Source organism: Acinetobacter sp. M5A5_2a (assembly GCF_053345265.1).
The window spans coordinates 1-16704 of sequence record NZ_JBKEZV010000003.1; the positions used below are offsets into that span (position 1 = coordinate 1).

General features: G+C 38.9%; 14 protein-coding genes and 1 pseudogene. 7 read left to right on the forward strand and 8 right to left on the reverse strand.

Annotation, left to right across the window (positions count from 1 at the left end; genetic code table 11):
• The 3 genes from ACLBWE_RS04590 to ACLBWE_RS04600 form a co-directional block, all read left to right on the forward strand.
• On the forward strand, positions 1 to 2953 hold a 2953-nt coding region (locus ACLBWE_RS04590; protein ID WP_447601451.1), incomplete at its 5' end, for a BapA/Bap/LapF family large adhesin.
• Between the two features lie 143 nt (positions 2954 to 3096).
• A complete protein-coding gene (locus tag ACLBWE_RS04595) occupies positions 3097 to 4752 on the forward strand; it encodes a poly alpha-glucosyltransferase (RefSeq protein ID WP_447601453.1) in 1656 nt (551 codons plus the stop codon).
• Entirely contained in the window at positions 4749 to 6479 is a 1731-nt protein-coding gene (locus ACLBWE_RS04600; RefSeq protein WP_447601455.1) for a CapA family protein, read from the forward strand. Before ACLBWE_RS04595 ends, ACLBWE_RS04600 begins: the two co-directional genes overlap by 4 nt.
• A 6-nt stretch (positions 6480 to 6485) precedes the next feature.
• Here ACLBWE_RS04600 and ACLBWE_RS04605 read toward each other — a convergent pair whose 3' ends face one another.
• Positions 6486 to 7205 (reverse strand): metalloprotease, encoded by a 720-nt coding sequence (locus ACLBWE_RS04605; RefSeq protein WP_447601457.1) that lies wholly within the window; start codon positions 7203 to 7205, stop codon positions 6486 to 6488.
• A gap of 81 nt (positions 7206 to 7286) precedes the next feature.
• On the opposite strand from ACLBWE_RS04605, the gene ACLBWE_RS04610 reads away from it, so the two are divergent.
• Complete coding sequence (locus tag ACLBWE_RS04610; protein ID WP_080028334.1) at positions 7287 to 7616, forward strand: MGMT family protein; 330 nt, start codon at positions 7287 to 7289, stop codon at positions 7614 to 7616.
• 73 nt (positions 7617 to 7689) lie between these two features.
• On the opposite strand, the gene ACLBWE_RS04615 is transcribed toward ACLBWE_RS04610, so the two are convergent.
• From ACLBWE_RS04615 to carA, 5 genes are all read right to left on the reverse strand, one after another.
• Positions 7690 to 8127, reverse strand: a complete 438-nt coding sequence (locus ACLBWE_RS04615; protein ID WP_447601459.1) for a universal stress protein — start codon at positions 8125 to 8127, stop codon at positions 7690 to 7692.
• A gap of 123 nt (positions 8128 to 8250) precedes the next feature.
• Positions 8251 to 8883 carry a CatB-related O-acetyltransferase gene (locus ACLBWE_RS04620; RefSeq protein ID WP_231764695.1) on the reverse strand — a complete coding sequence of 211 codons (633 nt, stop codon included), beginning with the start codon at positions 8881 to 8883 and terminating at the stop codon, positions 8251 to 8253.
• Positions 8884 to 8957: 74 nt separating this feature from the next.
• Positions 8958 to 9434, reverse strand: coding sequence for a transcription elongation factor GreA (gene greA / locus ACLBWE_RS04625; protein WP_003650066.1), 477 nt, complete (start codon positions 9432 to 9434; stop codon positions 8958 to 8960).
• Positions 9435 to 9521: 87 nt separating this feature from the next.
• A complete protein-coding gene (gene carB, locus ACLBWE_RS04630; protein ID WP_005038712.1) occupies positions 9522 to 12752 on the reverse strand; it encodes a carbamoyl-phosphate synthase large subunit in 3231 nt (1076 codons plus the stop codon).
• Between the two features lie 14 nt (positions 12753 to 12766).
• The gene (gene carA / locus ACLBWE_RS04635) at positions 12767 to 13906 is read right to left on the reverse strand and encodes a glutamine-hydrolyzing carbamoyl-phosphate synthase small subunit (RefSeq protein WP_003650071.1); all 1140 of its coding nucleotides are present in this window, start codon (positions 13904 to 13906) and stop codon (positions 12767 to 12769) included.
• A gap of 123 nt (positions 13907 to 14029) precedes the next feature.
• Between carA and ACLBWE_RS04640 the strand changes: the two are divergent.
• Positions 14030 to 14187: pseudogene (locus ACLBWE_RS04640) on the forward strand (hypothetical protein).
• A 29-nt stretch (positions 14188 to 14216) separates the two neighbouring features.
• The gene (locus tag ACLBWE_RS04645; protein ID WP_003650073.1) at positions 14217 to 14804 is read left to right on the forward strand and encodes a hypothetical protein; all 588 of its coding nucleotides are present in this window, start codon (positions 14217 to 14219) and stop codon (positions 14802 to 14804) included.
• Between the two features lie 59 nt (positions 14805 to 14863).
• Here the strand turns inward: ACLBWE_RS04645 and ACLBWE_RS04650 are convergent, their stop codons facing one another.
• Both ACLBWE_RS04650 and yhbY read right to left on the reverse strand, forming a co-directional pair.
• Positions 14864 to 15400, reverse strand: a complete 537-nt coding sequence (locus ACLBWE_RS04650; RefSeq protein ID WP_132068591.1) for a DOMON-like domain-containing protein — start codon at positions 15398 to 15400, stop codon at positions 14864 to 14866.
• Positions 15401 to 15416: 16 nt separating this feature from the next.
• Positions 15417 to 15740, reverse strand: a complete 324-nt coding sequence (gene yhbY / locus ACLBWE_RS04655) for a ribosome assembly RNA-binding protein YhbY (RefSeq protein WP_003650075.1) — start codon at positions 15738 to 15740, stop codon at positions 15417 to 15419.
• A gap of 199 nt (positions 15741 to 15939) precedes the next feature.
• Between yhbY and rlmE the strand changes: the two genes are divergently transcribed.
• A complete protein-coding gene (rlmE, locus tag ACLBWE_RS04660; protein ID WP_348948865.1) occupies positions 15940 to 16590 on the forward strand; it encodes a 23S rRNA (uridine(2552)-2'-O)-methyltransferase RlmE in 651 nt (216 codons plus the stop codon).
• Positions 16591 to 16704 lie beyond the last annotated feature (114 nt).

The following is a 16704-nucleotide window of genomic DNA, read 5'->3' on the forward strand; positions in this document are numbered from 1 at the left end:
TTCAGATGTAGTGGCACCGACGCTTGCGATCAGTGCAACTGACCTGAATCTTGGTCTTGGTGAAAGCACCACAGTAACCTTCACCTTCAGTGAAGCAGTGACTGGCTTTGATGCAACAGATGTGACCTTGGCAGGCGGTACTTTAGCTGGCTTGAGCACAGCAGATGGTGGTGTGACCTGGACAGCGACCTTCACCCAAGATGGCAGTGCAACAGCACCGAGCATCAGTGTGGCGGATAACACCTATACTGACCTTGCAGGTAACTTAGGTACAGGCGCAAGCTTGGCTGGCCTGACTTCAGATGTAGTGGCACCGACGCTTGCGATCAGTGCAACTGACCTGAATCTTGCTCTTGGTGAAAGCACGACAGTAACCTTCACCTTCAGTGAAGCAGTGACTGGCTTTGATGCAACAGATGTGACCTTGGCAGGCGGTACTTTAGCTGGCTTGAGCACAGCAGATGGCGGTGTGACCTGGACAGCGACCTTCACCCAAGATGGCAGTGCAACAGCACCAAGCATCAGTGTTGCGAATAATACCTATACTGACCTTGCAGGTAACTTGGGTACTGGCGCGGCATTGGCTGGTTTAGTGGCAGATATTGTCGCACCGACACTTGCGATTAGTGCGAGCGACCTTAACCTGTCTGTAGGTGAAAGCACCACAGTAACCTTCACCTTCAGTGAAGCAGTGACTGGCTTTGATGCAACAGATGTAACCTTGGCAGGCGGTACTTTAGCTGGCTTGAGCACAGCAGATGGTGGTGTGACCTGGACAGCGACCTTCACCCAAGATGGCAGTGCAACAGCACCGAGCTTGAGTGTTGCAAATAATACCTATACTGACCTTGCAGGTAATCTGGGTACTGGCGCTAACCTTGCTGGTCTTGTTCTTGTGCCAACAATTACTGCACATGACAATGTAGATAGTGTGGCAATAGATATTGTTCCATTAACTACAACGGGTATTAATGCTGGTTCTGCAACTTATCTAGCATTAATAGGTATAACTGAGAACCTCAACGTATCGCTTCTAGGTACCCCGAGCGTAAGTTTCAATATTACGACTGGGCATACTTCTGATGTAACGATCAGCTATGGAGCTTTACTAAGTCTGTCTTTACTTAACGACTATAAAGTAGTCTTACAGAAACAAGCACCAGATGGTTCGTGGCAGAATGTTGCAGGTGATGCTAGTACTGGATTAATTAACATCGGAATACTAGGTGGTAATGGATTCGGTGCGACTATCACAGATTTAGCAAGTGGTTCTTATAGAGCATTTATGGTCTATACCGGTGTTGGTGTAGGATTGTTAGGTACAATGAGTGTGGTTCGCGATGATTATAATCACACAGTAGTACCTACATATAGTGCAGCAACAGTGAGTGGAAATGTGCTCACAGATGATGATTCGACTATTTATGGTCCTTCATATGTGCCAGATACAATTACTGGAACAACAGTAGTGTCTACTGTTGTGGGTGAGCAAGTAGGTGCAATACCAACATCTATTGGCTCTTCAACAGCAGTAATTGGAGCTTACGGAACACTTACTATCTCTGCAAATGGTTCATATAGCTACACACCAACTGCTAATGCTGCAAACATTGGTAAAGTAGATAGCTTCACTTACACCATTACTGATCCTGTATCAGGTGGAACGAGTACAGCGGTATTGCACATACAGATTGGATCACCTGATGTCAGCATTACTTGGAATACTGCTAGTCCTGGAACGGATGGTACGACTCAAATCGTTGCCAACGCAGACCAAGCTGTTGCAACGGTTGATTTTAGTAACTCAACTGATACACCAGTTGATGTTGCGAGTCCGAACATATCAATTAATTTGATTGGTTCGAATTCTGTAGTTTCTAATAGCTTCACCGTTGCGGCAGGAGACCTAGTCGATGTGCAAGTAGCAGCAACTTATGCTAACCAGCCATTGTTAAGTGCTTTACCAACAGTGAGCTATGTTGTTCAGCAATTCGTTGGTGGAGTATGGGTTGATACTACTTATACTGGTTCGGCGACTGCGCTTGCGAGTGTGGGTGGTATTAGTCTCGGAACTGTAGCTTTCCAAGATGCTGTTCTGCACTTAGGAGCAGGTACATACCGTGTTGAATATACGTTGACAGCGATAACACTTGGTGTAACAACGTTGGATACCCAAGTGACGACTACAACAACGCACTTGAACAATTACTCATCTGATTGGATTCATGGAAACATTGTAGATGGCGACACAATAGGTGGGGTTGCAGACACTGGTACCTTTACTGCTGATGGCGTTAAGCTCTATGTTGAAACAAGTCCTGGTGTGTATGTTGAGGCTACTGGACAATCTATCACTACTGCGAATGGTACATTTGTGATTAATTCGAATGGTGACTATGATTACCGTGCCAATACTTCATCATTAACATTGGCTAATCCAACCGATACTATTAACTATAAGTTAGTGGCAGCGAATGGCGACGAGTCTTTATCATCATTGACGGTTAACCTAACTACTTCTGATTACAATACTCATGTAGTTAGTACAGCAGCGAATGACACATTCAATACTGATACTGGCACGATTGGTTTTGGTTCAGATACATTGATCTACCACGTGTTGAATGGAAGTGCTGCAACAGCTAGCAATGGTGCAACTACTGGTGGTAATGGTGTAGATACTTGGACTAACTTCCATGTGGGTAATGTTGCTACAGATCAGCAAGCTGATCTGATTGATATCAGAGCATTATTAGATGGAGCCCAAACAGACCTTACTATTGGACAATATCTAAATGTCACTGTAAGTGGTGGTAATACAACAATTCAGATTGACCGTGATGGTTTAACTGGAGTGATTTTACCTTCAAATAACTTTACGAATTTGTTGGTTTTACAAGGTGTTACTACTAGTGAGGCAGAGTTACTTGCTAATGGTCAAATTATCTATTAATAGATAATTAATTGAATAAAAAAGAGAACCCTAGGGTTCTCTTTTTTATGTTTAAACAATACGTTAACTTAGCTTTTAGCGTGTTCATGCTATGATGTATTCAAAATTTTATATAACAACAAACAATCAGGGACTGAATTCGAGTGACTGCATTTTTAAACTTCCAAAGACAAATGAACCTTTGGTTAGAACAAGTTGTTCAGCACGTTCCGAGTCTTAAACAGGATATTATTTTATTTTTATCTTATGGCCCTAAAGACCGAAGATGTAGCATATGGCACAGTGAGAAGACAAATTTAGAGTCTGCTAAAAAACAATTATTAGATTTTATTAATGACCAGTTTGCACAGGCATCACTTGCTGATTATATAAAAATCGATATCGCATATAATTTAGCGAAACAAGCTTGGAAAGAAGTAGAGCAGCAGGTTCATCATCAATTTCACAACAACCATTACCGTAAAGGCATTGGCTTTGATGAACACTGTTCAGTGGCTTTTCTTGAACAAGAGATCTATGGAAAAGCAATTATTCGAGGCTTGAGCTACGATAAGCCGAACTTCTTTGATGAAACCAATCTGAATTATGCAATTAAGCAAAAATATAACGCTACAAAACCACAGATTAAACTACAAGAGCTACAAGAAATTTGGACTTTTGATACCTACGGAGCATTTTATGAAAATGGGCAATTTATTAATTTAGCGAGTCGCTATGATGTAAATGGTATTAGAGGCATTTCAAACAATAAGAAACAGCATTTTCAGCAGTTAATAGAACAAAATTCGGCATTCCTGCATAGCCAGATTCAAGAAAATGGCAAATTTATTTATGGTTATTTTTCTGCCTATGATCGAGACATTCGTAACTACAATACGGTACGTCACTGTACCTCGGTGTATGCCTTACTAGAAACATTTGAGGTGCAAAATAAGCCTGAATATTGGTCTAAAATTCATGCCGCGATTCACTACGCACTGACCAACTTTTATAAAGAAAAAGATTCATCAACCACTTTTATGATTGATGGTAAAGAAGGGGAGTTGGAAATTAAACTGGGTGCCAATGCGGCAGCTATTTTAATGCTAACAAAATATCAAGAAATTACCCAAAAAACTGATTATCAAAAATATGCAGAGAAACTCGCAAATGGTATTTTGAAATTAGTAGATTCAAATGGATCAACGACTCATGTATTAAATTATCCTAACTATGATTTAAAAGAAAAATTTAGAATTATTTATTATGATGGGGAAGCTGCTTTAGCTTTATTACGTTTATACCAAATTAACCAGGATTCTAGATTATTAGAAACAGTTAAGTTAATGTTTGAATGCTTTATTGAAAAAAGATATGAAAAATATCATGATCATTGGTTAAGTTATTGTACCAATGAACTCACTAAAATATGCCCAGAAGATAAATATTTTATTTTTGGTTTAAATAATTATTTAAAACATTTTATTTTTATTAAAAATCGAAAAACAACATATGCAACTTTGTTAGAGATGTTAATGGCTGCTTATAAAATGGTGAGCCGTTTAAAAGAGCAGGGGCGTACAACACTTTTTGAACAGGCTTATATGTCTGAGCTTCAAAAGCTAATTGAGTTTAGAGCTGATTTTCAAACTACAGGATTTTTTTATCCGGAAATGGCCATGTATATGGCACGACCAGATAAAATCTTGCATGCATTTTATATTCGACATGACCGTTTTCGAGTACGGATTGATGACCAAGAGCATAACTTGTCGGGTTATATCGCCTATGTAAAAGATTACAAGGGTGATGAGCCATGAAATACCAACCCGTTGAGATCAAATTATTAGCACATGTCGATACTACAAGTTTTGATGAAACTTTATGGCAATTCGAATTTGATGATGATATTTCAACGCTCTTACTCATCGACTATGCATTAGAGCAATTTCAGCAAAACAAAATACAGGCTCAAGATGTTTATGTCATGTCTGAACATCTATCTGAACAAGTAGGTCAGCACAATCTAGGACTAAAGCCTTCTGAAAGTTACACCTTTATTGAACTATTGCAGTTCTTAATTTTTACCCAAGCAGCAGATGTAAAAAATGCTTTAAGCAATATGCTTTACGGTACAAGTGAAAAAGCAAATTTAATTTTGTCCGAAAGAGCTGATATCTATCACTTAAATTTAAAAAAAGAAGGTATACGAAATCAGCTAAAACATTTGTTTTTATTAGTCAAAAATATTTATACCTATCCAGCTGAAATTAGAAATCTGTTCTTTGTAAAGGAGCTAAATTTTAAGGGTAAAGCCTATCATCCACAGACGCCATTAATGGCTCAATCAGTCGTAACGGTCTTATACCTCTCTAATTCGTTTCGAGAAATTTATCTCACGTTCTTTGAAGAAAACCAGACTATCGGTTTCTTTTCATTTTTAGATGATATTCATCGAATTGAACATTTGGTTCCTTACTATCACTGCTTTCAAGAGCAGAACGTAAAAGCTAAAGTTTGCTCTACTCAAAGTGGCATGATCAACATTTTGGGAGATACTTATTTTGGGGAGATCTATACAGAAAAGCGCAAGTCTAAGGGGCAAAAAGATGCCCTACAACAATATGGATACAGCTATTCATTTGAAAAAATAAAAGCTTTTTTAGGTGAAAATGACTTAAATATCGCTAACTTTGAAGCGGTATTTTCTTTAGAAGATCAATCACCATTAACACATAAAAAGCCATTTATTCTTAAAGCTGAGGCTGAAAAAACATTAGCGGAATTTAAGAATATTCACCTTAACCATGTTGTGTTGGCCAATAACCATCTAAAAGATCATGGCAATAGTGGAATAACTTATACATTACAGCAATTTGATCAGGCCAATATTTCTTATATTGGCGCAGGATTGAACCAAAAAGATGCCCATAGCTATTTTGAAATCACGTTTAATAACAAGTATTACGCTATTTTTAATGGCTATTGGCACAGAGATACGGCTTATTTAGATTATGATTTTTACGCTTTAGGGCACAAGAGTGGAGTGGCCTGTCTAAATGGAGTTTTAATTGAACAAATAAGCCGTTATAAGTTGGCTCATCCTCACCATAAAGTCATTGTTATTTGTCATTGGGGCGTTGATTTTAAACCTATTACAAAAGAACAAACTAAACTCGCGAATATTTTAACCCAAGCGGGGGCCGACCTTGTGATTGGACATGGTGCGCACACTGTTCAGCCTATTCAATCCATTCATCAAAAGCCTGTAGTGTTTGGTATTGGCAATGCAGTTTTTAATAGTAATGGTGAATATGAAGAGCACAATGCTTTGCCGTATGGGTGTATAGCACGGCTAGATTTGTCAAAAGATCGACTGCGTTTATATCCGATTTATACCAATAATTTAAAAACATTTTGGCAGCCGTATCCAGTCAATGAGGAAGAATTTTCAAAGGTCAGCAATTATATGACTTCATTACTGACCCAAGAAAATTATAGTTTGGCTCAAGATAAATTAGGTTTTTATGTAGAGCTTGGTTTTTAAAATATGTTAAGGATAACTTTGATAATTCGATAAAATTGTTTGAAGTTGTACAGGTGTAAAGCCTAAATTCCTTAATCCACCACTACCGCGTTTACATTCAGCACTTGCCATAATATTCGTTGGAGTCCGTTTTGTAGCATTCGGTGCGCAAACATGTTTTAGACCAAATACATGCCCCATTTCATGGATGCTTCCTGCCTGAATATTATAATTTAAACGATTCCAGTCTAACAAAACAAAGGGTTCGCCATTGTTGCGAAAAGCTCTGCTGGTAACGTCTTCAAATTTCCATTTAGGTGAGTACGCATCGTAAATAAAAATAATGACTTCTTTACTTGCTGTGCGTTTTGGAAAACAGGTCTTTATGCTTGCCGGAATCGTTTCGAGGGAAATAGGATAGGGCTGATTAATTTGCTGCTTTAAATCACAATGTAATTTTGAAAACTCTTCGTAAGGGATATAACGGTTTAATTTGAACTTAAAGATTTTATTGTTTTTATCATCTACATAATATTTATTTAATATTTTAATTTCTTTCCGCATTTGTTGATAATTATCAAACTTTACAGCTTCCGGAGAATTAGTGGTAAAAACGAAAGTAACTGGAACAATAGGGCGGCCATCTATAGATACTTTAGGTACTTCTCTTGAAGGAAGAATTGGGGGGCGAGTAGTACAAGAAACACATAGTAAAGTCCCAGTCACTACCAGTATGGTTTTTTTCATGCAGATCTCCCTCAAACCTACCTTGGATTACATTTAATTTTAGTCAGATTTTTTTATATGATATGAAGAATGTCAATTTTTATGGAGTCCATTTTGACAACTCAGTATGAACTACATCGGCAGATTTTAGAAGTCATTGCTTTGATTCCTTACGGAAAAGTTGCAACTTATGGGCAAGTCGCTCGTATGGCAGGGTTACCTAAACATGCGAGATTAGTTGGCTATGTCCTTAAGCATCTTGAAGCAGATCATCAAGTTCCGTGGTATCGCGTTATTAACTCTCAAGGCAAAATTAGCCTAAGTAAATTTAATGAAAAGGGTGAAAATGTTCAACAGTTAAAGCTGGAAGCTGAAGGCGTCTATTTGTTAAATGGGAAAGTAAACTTAAAGCAATTTGCTTGGCAGCCTTAAATTGACTTAAGGGCTATTTATTTAAAAATAATTGCCTAAATTATTAAGATCAACAAGATAGGCAATATGGAAGTTATCGAACAATCAAAACAGGAATATGACTTTCGCCTAAGACTTTTTGTGCAACGCTACCCAGCACCAGTTTTCGAACACCAGTACGACCATGTGAACCCATTACGATCAAATCTGCATTTAAGTCTTGAGCAGCCTCAATAATTTCTTCATGCACTACAAAACCTTCAAGCAGTTTAGTTTCAACCGTAATGCCTTCATTAGCAAATTCTTGTTTTGCTTGTTCTAAAATATCGAGTAAATAAGTTCGTGTGCGTTCAATCAAATCATTAGTTTGCCCTGTTTTTACATAGACATCTGCAATAAACGGGTCAAGTGCCATAACTTGTACAACCGTAATTTTGCTATTTAGCGCTTTTCCCAGTTTGATCGCCTCTTTCATGGCGATCATTGAAGTTTCAGAACCGTCAATTGGTACAAGAATATGTTGATATAACATGAGTGTTTTCCTTATTGTAATGATGCTTATTTATTCAATACTTTATACTTATTTTTTGACGATTTAAATTCAAGCACGTAATCATTTGTGACTTTATAACAATAAATTTTTCTAGATAAACTTTTATAGATTTCGCAAATTTTCTATATGTGTAGACAAAGCATCTATATCATCAGTTTGCAAATATTCACGTATTTTCAGAATCTGCTTTTCATCTAAATCATACAGTTTTAAAGCAAGCAGTTTATCGATTTGTTCTTGAGGAAAGCGATATTTAATAATTTTCGCAGGCACGCCACCTACAATTGCATAGGGTGGAACATCTTTAGTTACTACAGCTCCAGTTGCAACTACTGCACCTTCACCAAGTTTGACACCTTGCATAATCATTGCGCGACTGCCAATCCAGCAACCATCAGCAATAATTGTATCACCAGCCGCTAAGAAGCTACGCGTATCAAAAGGAAAAGTCGAAATCCAATCTGGTCTATGAAGTTGGTTACCACCCATCATAATTACGCATTCAGCGCCAAAGCAAACAAAATTACCAATATAAAGTTGGTCAATCGGTTTGTCGGGTGTAGAGGCTTTGTCATGTAAATAACGTACGACACAACGTTCAAAACCTTGGTCCCAATAGGCTGAATAATATGAATAATGACCTTTAATATGGATATTCGGGTTTTTAACAGTTTTATGGATAAATTCAAATTCACACCAATGACGAACTGGGGTGTTAATTAAAGAAGTATCCATTTGTGATTTCCCAAAAATATATCAATGGTATTAAATAAAAACCCCTCGTAAAGAGGGGCTAGTTGTGTATTATCTTAGAGATATTCTACACTTACGATTTCATATTCGACTTCGCCTTGAGGAGTCACGATTTTTACTTCATCGCCTTCACTCTTACTCAAAAGACCACGTGCGATTGGTGAGTTCACAGAGATTTTATTAATTTTAAAATCTGCTTCGTCATCGCCTACAATTTTATAAGTCTTACGTTCTTCGGTATCCAAGTTTTCAATGGTGACAGTCACACCAAATACAACACGACCATTTTGCTCAAGTGTTTTGACATCAATTTCTTGAACTGCACCGAGTTTACCTTCGATATCCTGAATACGGCCTTCACAGAAACCTTGCTGTTCACGAGCAGCATGATATTCAGCATTTTCCTTTAAATCACCGTGCTCACGTGCTTCAGCAATCGCCTGGATAATACGTGGGCGTTCAACAGATTTTAAATGTTGTAATTCTTTCTCTAAGGCAATTTTACCTTCAGGGGTCATTGGATAGCGTTGCATTTTGGTCCCTCTTAATTTGAGAAAACACAGTTAAAAAAATGAAAAAATCCCGCCACCGATAAGGTGACGGGACTTATCGGTAACAAATTAACCTACAGTTAAATCTTGCAAGCGGTATACATCCATTGGCAATTTCACAGCAAAGGCTTGGCAAACAGCTTCTGCACCATTGATAGTCGTTGTGTAATACACTTTGCCTTGTAGGGCAGCACGACGAATCATTGCAGAGTCATATTGAGCCTGTTTACCTTCAGTGGTATTGACAATAAGGTGTATTTCACCATTTTTCAAGCGGTCAACAATATGTGGACGACCTTCAGTTACTTTATTCACAGATTCACATTCTAAACCTGCTTCTTTAAGCACTTGGTATGTACCACCTGTTGCAATAAGCTTGAAGCCATATGCAGCTAATTTCTTAGCGATATCTGCAATATATTTCTTGTCAGATTCACGTACTGATAAGAAAGCATGTTTCACTTCGCCTTCGGTTGGTAAACCTGGTAAGCGTTCATTTGAGCCTAAAACAGCTTTATAGAATGCTTCACCAAATGTTTTACCTACACCCATTACTTCACCTGTAGATTTCATCTCAGGTCCAAGCATTGGATCTACGCCTTGGAATTTAGCGAATGGGAAAACAGCTTCTTTCACAGCAAAGTGTGTTGGAATGATTTCTTTAGTAAATCCTTGAGATTCAAGTGATTGACCAGCCATACAGCGTGCAGCTACTTTTGCTAAAGAATCACCAATACATTTCGATACGAATGGAACTGTACGTGAAGCACGTGGGTTAACTTCAAGAATGTAAACATCATCGCCTTTAACTGCGAATTGAACATTCATCAAACCAACCACACCAAGTTCTTTTGCCATCGCAACAGTTTGACGACGCATTTCATCCTGAATTTCTTTTGATAAAGAATAAGGAGGAATTGAACATGCAGAGTCACCTGAGTGAATACCAGCTTGTTCGATGTGCTGCATAATACCGCCGATCACAACGTCTTTACCGTCAGATACACAGTCAACATCAACTTCAGTTGCATCATCTAGGAAACGGTCAAGAAGGACAGGGGCTTCGTTAGATGCCTGAACTGCTTCACGAAGGTAACGTTTAAGCTCTTCTTCGTTATACACGATTTCCATTGCACGACCACCTAATACATAAGATGGGCGAACAACTAACGGGTAACCTACTTTTGCAGCTTCAGAGATACCTTCTTCAGCAGATTTTACAATGCTGTTGTTTGGTTGACGAAGCTGTAAACGTTGGATCATTTGCTGGAAACGTTCACGGTCTTCTGCGCGGTCAATTGCATCTGGTGATGTACCAATAATTGGCGTACCAGCTTCTTCTAAAGCACGTGCCAATTTAAGAGGAGTTTGACCACCGTACTGTACGATTACACCTTTAGGCTTCTCTGTACGTACAATTTCAAGCACATCTTCAAGTGTTACAGGTTCGAAGTATAGACGGTCAGATGTGTCATAGTCGGTAGAAACAGTTTCAGGGTTACAGTTAACCATGATTGTTTCATAACCATCTTCACGCATAGCAAGCGCCGCGTGTACACAGCAGTAGTCAAATTCGATACCTTGACCAATACGGTTTGGACCACCACCAATCACCATGATCTTGTCACGATTTGATGGGTTTGCTTCACACTCTTCATCGTAAGTTGAATACATGTATGCAGTACCAGATTCAAACTCGGCAGCACATGTATCAACACGTTTGTAAACTGGATAAACACCCAAATTCCAACGTTGTTTACGGAATTGCTTTTGTGAAATACCCATGAGGTCAGCAATACGCAGGTCAGATAAACCTTTGCGTTTGAAAGCACGGATATTGTCAGCGTTTAAGTCACCAAAACCTAAAGCTTTTACTTCAGCTTCAGTTTTAACGATGTCTTGAATTTGAATGAGGAACCAACGGTCAATTTTGGTTGCTTCAAATACTTCATCTAAAGAGAAGCCATGACGGAAAGCATCTGCTACATACCAGATACGCTCAGGGCCTGGAACTTTAAGCTCTTTTAAAATGGTTTCTTTTGCATTTGTTGCACCAGCTTCGATTTTTTCATCAAAACCGCTTACACCAACTTCAAGACCACGTAATGCTTTTTGTACAGATTCCTGGAAGTTACGGCCAATTGCCATTACTTCACCAACAGATTTCATCTGAGTGGTTAATACAGGTTCTGCTTGTGGGAATTTCTCGAAGTTAAAACGAGGAATCTTCGTTACAACATAGTCAATCGATGGTTCGAAGCTTGCAGGAGTCACGCCACCAGTGATGTCATTTTTCAATTCATCAAGGGTATAACCAACAGCAAGTTTTGCTGCGATTTTTGCGATTGGGAAACCTGTTGCTTTAGAAGCAAGAGCAGATGAACGAGATACACGAGGGTTCATCTCGATGACAACCATACGTCCATCTTTCGGGTTAATACCGAATTGAACGTTAGAACCACCTGTTTCAACACCAATTTCACGAAGAACTGCAACCGAAGCATTACGCATCAATTGATATTCTTTGTCTGTTAATGTCTGAGCAGGAGCAACGGTAATTGAGTCACCAGTGTGAACGCCCATTGGATCGAAGTTTTCGATAGCACATACGATAATACAGTTGTCGTTTTTGTCACGAACAACTTCCATTTCGTACTCTTTCCAGCCAATTAAAGATTCATCGATCAATAACTGGTGAGTAGGAGAGAGGTCAAAACCACGTTCACAAATTTCAAGGAATTCTTCGCGGTTATATGCAATACCACCGCCCGAACCACCCATTGTAAATGATGGACGAATAATTACAGGAAAACCAAAGCGTGACTGGATTGTTAAAGCTTCTTCCATTGTTTCAGCAATGGCAGCTTTTGGACATTCCAAGCCAATTTTGCGCATAGCGATATCGAAGAGTTTACGATCTTCGGCTTTCTCAATCGCTTCTTTGCTTGCACCAATTAATTCAACATTATATTTAGCAAGAACGCCGTGCTCATCAAGTGCGAGGGCACAGTTCAATGCAGTTTGACCACCCATAGTTGGCAATACTGCATCTGGACGTTCTTTTTCAATAATCTGTGCAACTGTTTGCCAAGTAATCGGCTCAATATAAGTTGCATCAGCCATTGAAGGATCTGTCATGATGGTTGCTGGATTAGAGTTAACCAAAATAACACGATAGCCTTCTTCACGAAGTGCTTTACACGCTTGAGCACCTGAGTAGTCAAACTCACATGCTTGTCCAATCACAATCGGGCCAGCACCAATAATTAAGATGCTTTTAATATCCGTACGTTTAGGCATTATTCGCTCCGTAATTACTGTTTAGATGCTTCGATAAGTTCGATGAAATGATCGAACAAAGGTGCACAATCATGTGGGCCAGGGCTTGCTTCAGGGTGACCTTGGAAGCTGAAAGCTGGTTTGTCTGTACGGTGGATACCTTGTAGGGTGCCATCGAACAATGATTTATGCGTTGCTTTTAAGTTAGCCGGTAAAGTTTCTGCATCTACAGCAAAACCATGGTTCTGTGAAGTAATCATCACTGTACCATCTTCAAGATTTTGTACAGGATGGTTAGCACCGTGGTGACCATGGTTCATTTTTACAGTTTTTGCGCCAGAAGCGAGTGCCAGAATTTGGTGACCTAAGCAGATACCAAATACAGGTAATGTTGTGGTTTCAACAATAGTTTTTACAGATTCGATCGCGTAATCACAAGCAGCTGGATCGCCAGGACCATTTGAGAGGAATACGCCATCCGGATTAAGTGCCAATACTTTTTCAGCCGGAGTTTCTGCAGGAACAACGGTTAGTTTGCAACCGCGGTCTGCAAGCATACGCAAGATGTTGGTTTTGACACCGTAATCGTATGCAACTACATGGTATTTTAATTCAGGTTGAGAGAAGCCTTTGCCTAAGGTCCATGAACCTTCAGACCATTCAAAACCTGTTGGATCACAACATTCTTTTGCAAGGTCTAAACCGTTTAAGCCACCAAAAGCACGTGCTTTTGCAATTGCTTCTTCTTCTGTAATATTTTCGCCAGCAAGGATACATCCGTTTTGGGCGCCAGTCTGACGTAAAATACGAGTCAGTTTACGAGTATCGATATCTGCGATAGCAACAACATTATGCGCTTGCAAATATTCACTCAACGACTGCTCAGCACGGAAATTACTGTGTAGTAGTGGAAGGTCACGAATAATTAAACCATTCGCCCATACTTTATGGATACGACCAGATTCAACGTCTTCCGAGTTGCAACCAGTGTTGCCAATATGAGGGTAAGTTAATGTCACAATTTGTTGTGCATAACTTGGGTCAGTCAAAATTTCTTGATAGCCTGTCATGGCTGTGTTAAAAACGACTTCTCCAGTCGTATTTCCCGGTGCGCCGATTGACGTTCCTTTAAAGATCGTTCCATCTGCGAGGGCTAAAATGGCGGGGATGCTCAAACCAAAGCTCCTGAATTTCGGCTGTAAAAAAGCGAGTAGACCCAAAAAAGATCGGCGATGTTTGGATAAAACATGCCCTCCCTATCGGTCTGCCCGCTTGTAACTTAACAGCGCATTATACGCATGGAACCCTCTAAAGTCTATTTCTTTTCTGCTAAAAAATATAATTCATTGCTTGCTTTTTACAAAAAAATATCCGCTTATCCGAATTAGATACTTTTGATAAATTGTCTAACAATTTGCAAGGGGAATTCTTGGAACTAGATTTATTGTATTGCTAGTTAAAAAATAAACAATATGAGGAAATAGTATGAGCAATAATGAAGTTTCAACAGATGTGAGCGAAAAAGCTCAAGCGGTAGTTGAGTCGGTAAAAGCTGAGGTTAATGAAGTGAAAGAGACCATAGCTGCTACTACAACTAAGGCTAAAAAAACAGTAACTGCTAAAACTGCACAGGTAAAAGAAGCTGTTGCCGAAAAAACTGAGCAAGTTAAAGAAGTTGCTACAGAAGCAACAACTCAGGTAAAAGAGGCAATTACTGAGACTCAAGAACAAGTCAAAGAAGTCTTAAGCGAGACTCAAGAGAAAATTGAAGCTGAAACTCACGAATTAAATAAGAACATTCAAAATCAATTTGTTCAAATTAAACAAGATATTCTACAGCGTCTGGATGTGATTAAAGCTCAATTTAGTACTTCACAAGAAGGCTTGTCTGACCTTAAAAATGCTTTGAAAGCAGAAATTAATGCACTTATTGAAGATTTAACGAAAGTAAGCAAAGAGCTTAAGGGTGATATTAGCCAGATTTCTTTGAAACACAAAGATTCTCTAAGTGAAAGTATTAAGCGTACTAAAAGTAATGCAGTCGAAGCTTGGAATAAAGCACGAGACAATTAATGATCTCTGCTTTGATCCAGCTATAAAAAAGCGAGAATTAATTTCTCGCTTTTTTATTTTTAGAACTGATGTAACCAGTCACGTTTATTATGGAAATCTGCACTTTTTCCACTATGCTGCATTGCATAGTACTGCATACCTTCTTTGGTCTTTAAAACTGTAGTCAAACCTAAATAAAGGTTTGCCCATTTCAAGCGATGCTGTTGCATAAATTGTCCTAAATCAAGACTAACATTTAGGCCATAGTGAGTACGCTTGAGATGATTCAGTTCAATATCGTAAGCAGCAAGGGGAGGCATACTTTCTGGATAGCGATATTCTTCAAACTGATATGACTGCCATGCTTGAGAAGGGGAAAGATTAATTTCCCGATAATAATCTTCACCATGCACGCCAACAAAAATTTCGAAACAAGTTTCTTCCCACAAAAAATCTTGACGAGGATGAGCCGCGACTTCTTGAGGCCAGATAATAAGTTGATTTGGATCACGAATCCAAAAACCGATATTTAAGGTATAGGGTGCTTGCTGTTCAATTGCGCCAACAACGGAAACAGCTTGAAAACGATCAAAAGCTGAAAGTTCGTAACTTGCCATAGTTTGTCAAATTAAATTAGTTTGCTAGATGAGCGTGACGAACAAGATTAGATAAATGCTGGTTTTGTTTAGCTGCCTTTTTGTAAAGCAAAACAATTTTACCAATTTTTTGCACAGCTTGAGCACCTGTCGCTTCTACAATTGCGTCAATTGTTGCAGTACGCGCTTCACGGTCTTCACCAGCAATCTTAACTTTAATAAGCTCATGGTCATTTAAAGCACGAAGCGTTTCTTCGATTACCGCGTCTGTTAAGCCTTGTCCACCAATCATGACAACTGGATTAAGCACATGACCAATTTGACGTAAACGTTTACGTTCATGGATAGATAAAGCGGCCATTAAAAATACCTGATTTTAAAAACGGCTTAGTATAGCAAAAAACTTAAAACCAGATGTACGAAAAACTGTATAAATAATCGATCAACATTATTGGAAAAAAACTGTAAAACTTAGTGAGATTACGCTACATCCGTACTGTAATGAGAGTAATTTTCACGTACAATGAACGATCAGAAGTTTTTTTGATATTTAGTGAGTTATGGCAACACGCATTACAAACCAGAAATTGTCGAAAAGTAGTCGTGTATGGATGAGGGAACATCTGGACGATCCTTTTGTAAAAAAAGCACAAAAGGAAGGATATCGTGCTCGAGCAGCCTATAAACTTCTTGAAATCCAAGAAAAATATAAGTTGATCAAGCCAGGCATGACTGTAGTGGATTTAGGCGCGGCTCCTGGTAGTTGGTCTCAAATCGCTGGGAAACTCGTTGGTAGCAAAGGTTTAGTGGTTGCTTCCGACATTTTGCCTATGGATACTTTGCCTGATGTCACTTTCTTACAAGGCGACTTTAGAGAAGAAGATGTATTTGAAAAATTGTTAAATATTTTAAATGGGCGACAAGTAGACATTGTAATTTCTGATATGGCCCCCAATACATCAGGTAATAGGGCCGTTGATCAACCTAGACAGATTTACTTATGTGAATTGGCTTTAGATTTCGCTCAAAAGGTTCTGGGTCCTAATGGACAATTTGTTGTTAAAGTGTTCCAGGGCACAGGATTCGATGAGTTTCGTAAACAAGTAGTTGATAGTTTTGATGTGTTAAAGACAGCAAAACCAGCAGCTTCTCGGGCGCGGTCTAAAGAGGTTTTTTTGATTGGACAAGGGCGTAAGAAAGCATTGCAATAAAGTTTACTTGCCAAGCTCCTAAAAATTGTGCATTTTGTACTTTTAGGTTATCCGCAAGCAATACAGTTGCTGCTTTTATGACGATCGGCCAAGATTGGGCATGATCAAATTAGA

What these genes read in the sequence shown, in the direction of transcription:
- ACLBWE_RS04605 (WP_447601457.1), bottom strand. Translation starts at nt 7,205, where the DNA reads ATGAAAAAAACCATACTGGTAGTGACTGGGACTTTACTATGTGTTTCT.
- ACLBWE_RS04620 (WP_231764695.1), bottom strand. Translation starts at nt 8,883, where the DNA reads ATGGATACTTCTTTAATTAACACCCCAGTTCGTCATTGGTGTGAATTT.
- ACLBWE_RS04650 (WP_132068591.1), bottom strand. Translation starts at nt 15,400, where the DNA reads ATGGCAAGTTACGAACTTTCAGCTTTTGATCGTTTTCAAGCTGTTTCC.
- ACLBWE_RS04645 (WP_003650073.1), top strand. Translation starts at nt 14,217, where the DNA reads ATGAGCAATAATGAAGTTTCAACAGATGTGAGCGAAAAAGCTCAAGCG.
- ACLBWE_RS04610 (WP_080028334.1), top strand. Translation starts at nt 7,287, where the DNA reads ATGGAGTCCATTTTGACAACTCAGTATGAACTACATCGGCAGATTTTA.
- greA (WP_003650066.1), bottom strand. Translation starts at nt 9,434, where the DNA reads ATGCAACGCTATCCAATGACCCCTGAAGGTAAAATTGCCTTAGAGAAA.
- ACLBWE_RS04615 (WP_447601459.1), bottom strand. Translation starts at nt 8,127, where the DNA reads ATGTTATATCAACATATTCTTGTACCAATTGACGGTTCTGAAACTTCA.
- ACLBWE_RS04600 (WP_447601455.1), top strand. Translation starts at nt 4,749, where the DNA reads ATGAAATACCAACCCGTTGAGATCAAATTATTAGCACATGTCGATACT.
- carB (WP_005038712.1), bottom strand. Translation starts at nt 12,752, where the DNA reads ATGCCTAAACGTACGGATATTAAAAGCATCTTAATTATTGGTGCTGGC.
- yhbY (WP_003650075.1), bottom strand. Translation starts at nt 15,740, where the DNA reads ATGGCCGCTTTATCTATCCATGAACGTAAACGTTTACGTCAAATTGGT.
- rlmE (WP_348948865.1), top strand. Translation starts at nt 15,940, where the DNA reads ATGGCAACACGCATTACAAACCAGAAATTGTCGAAAAGTAGTCGTGTA.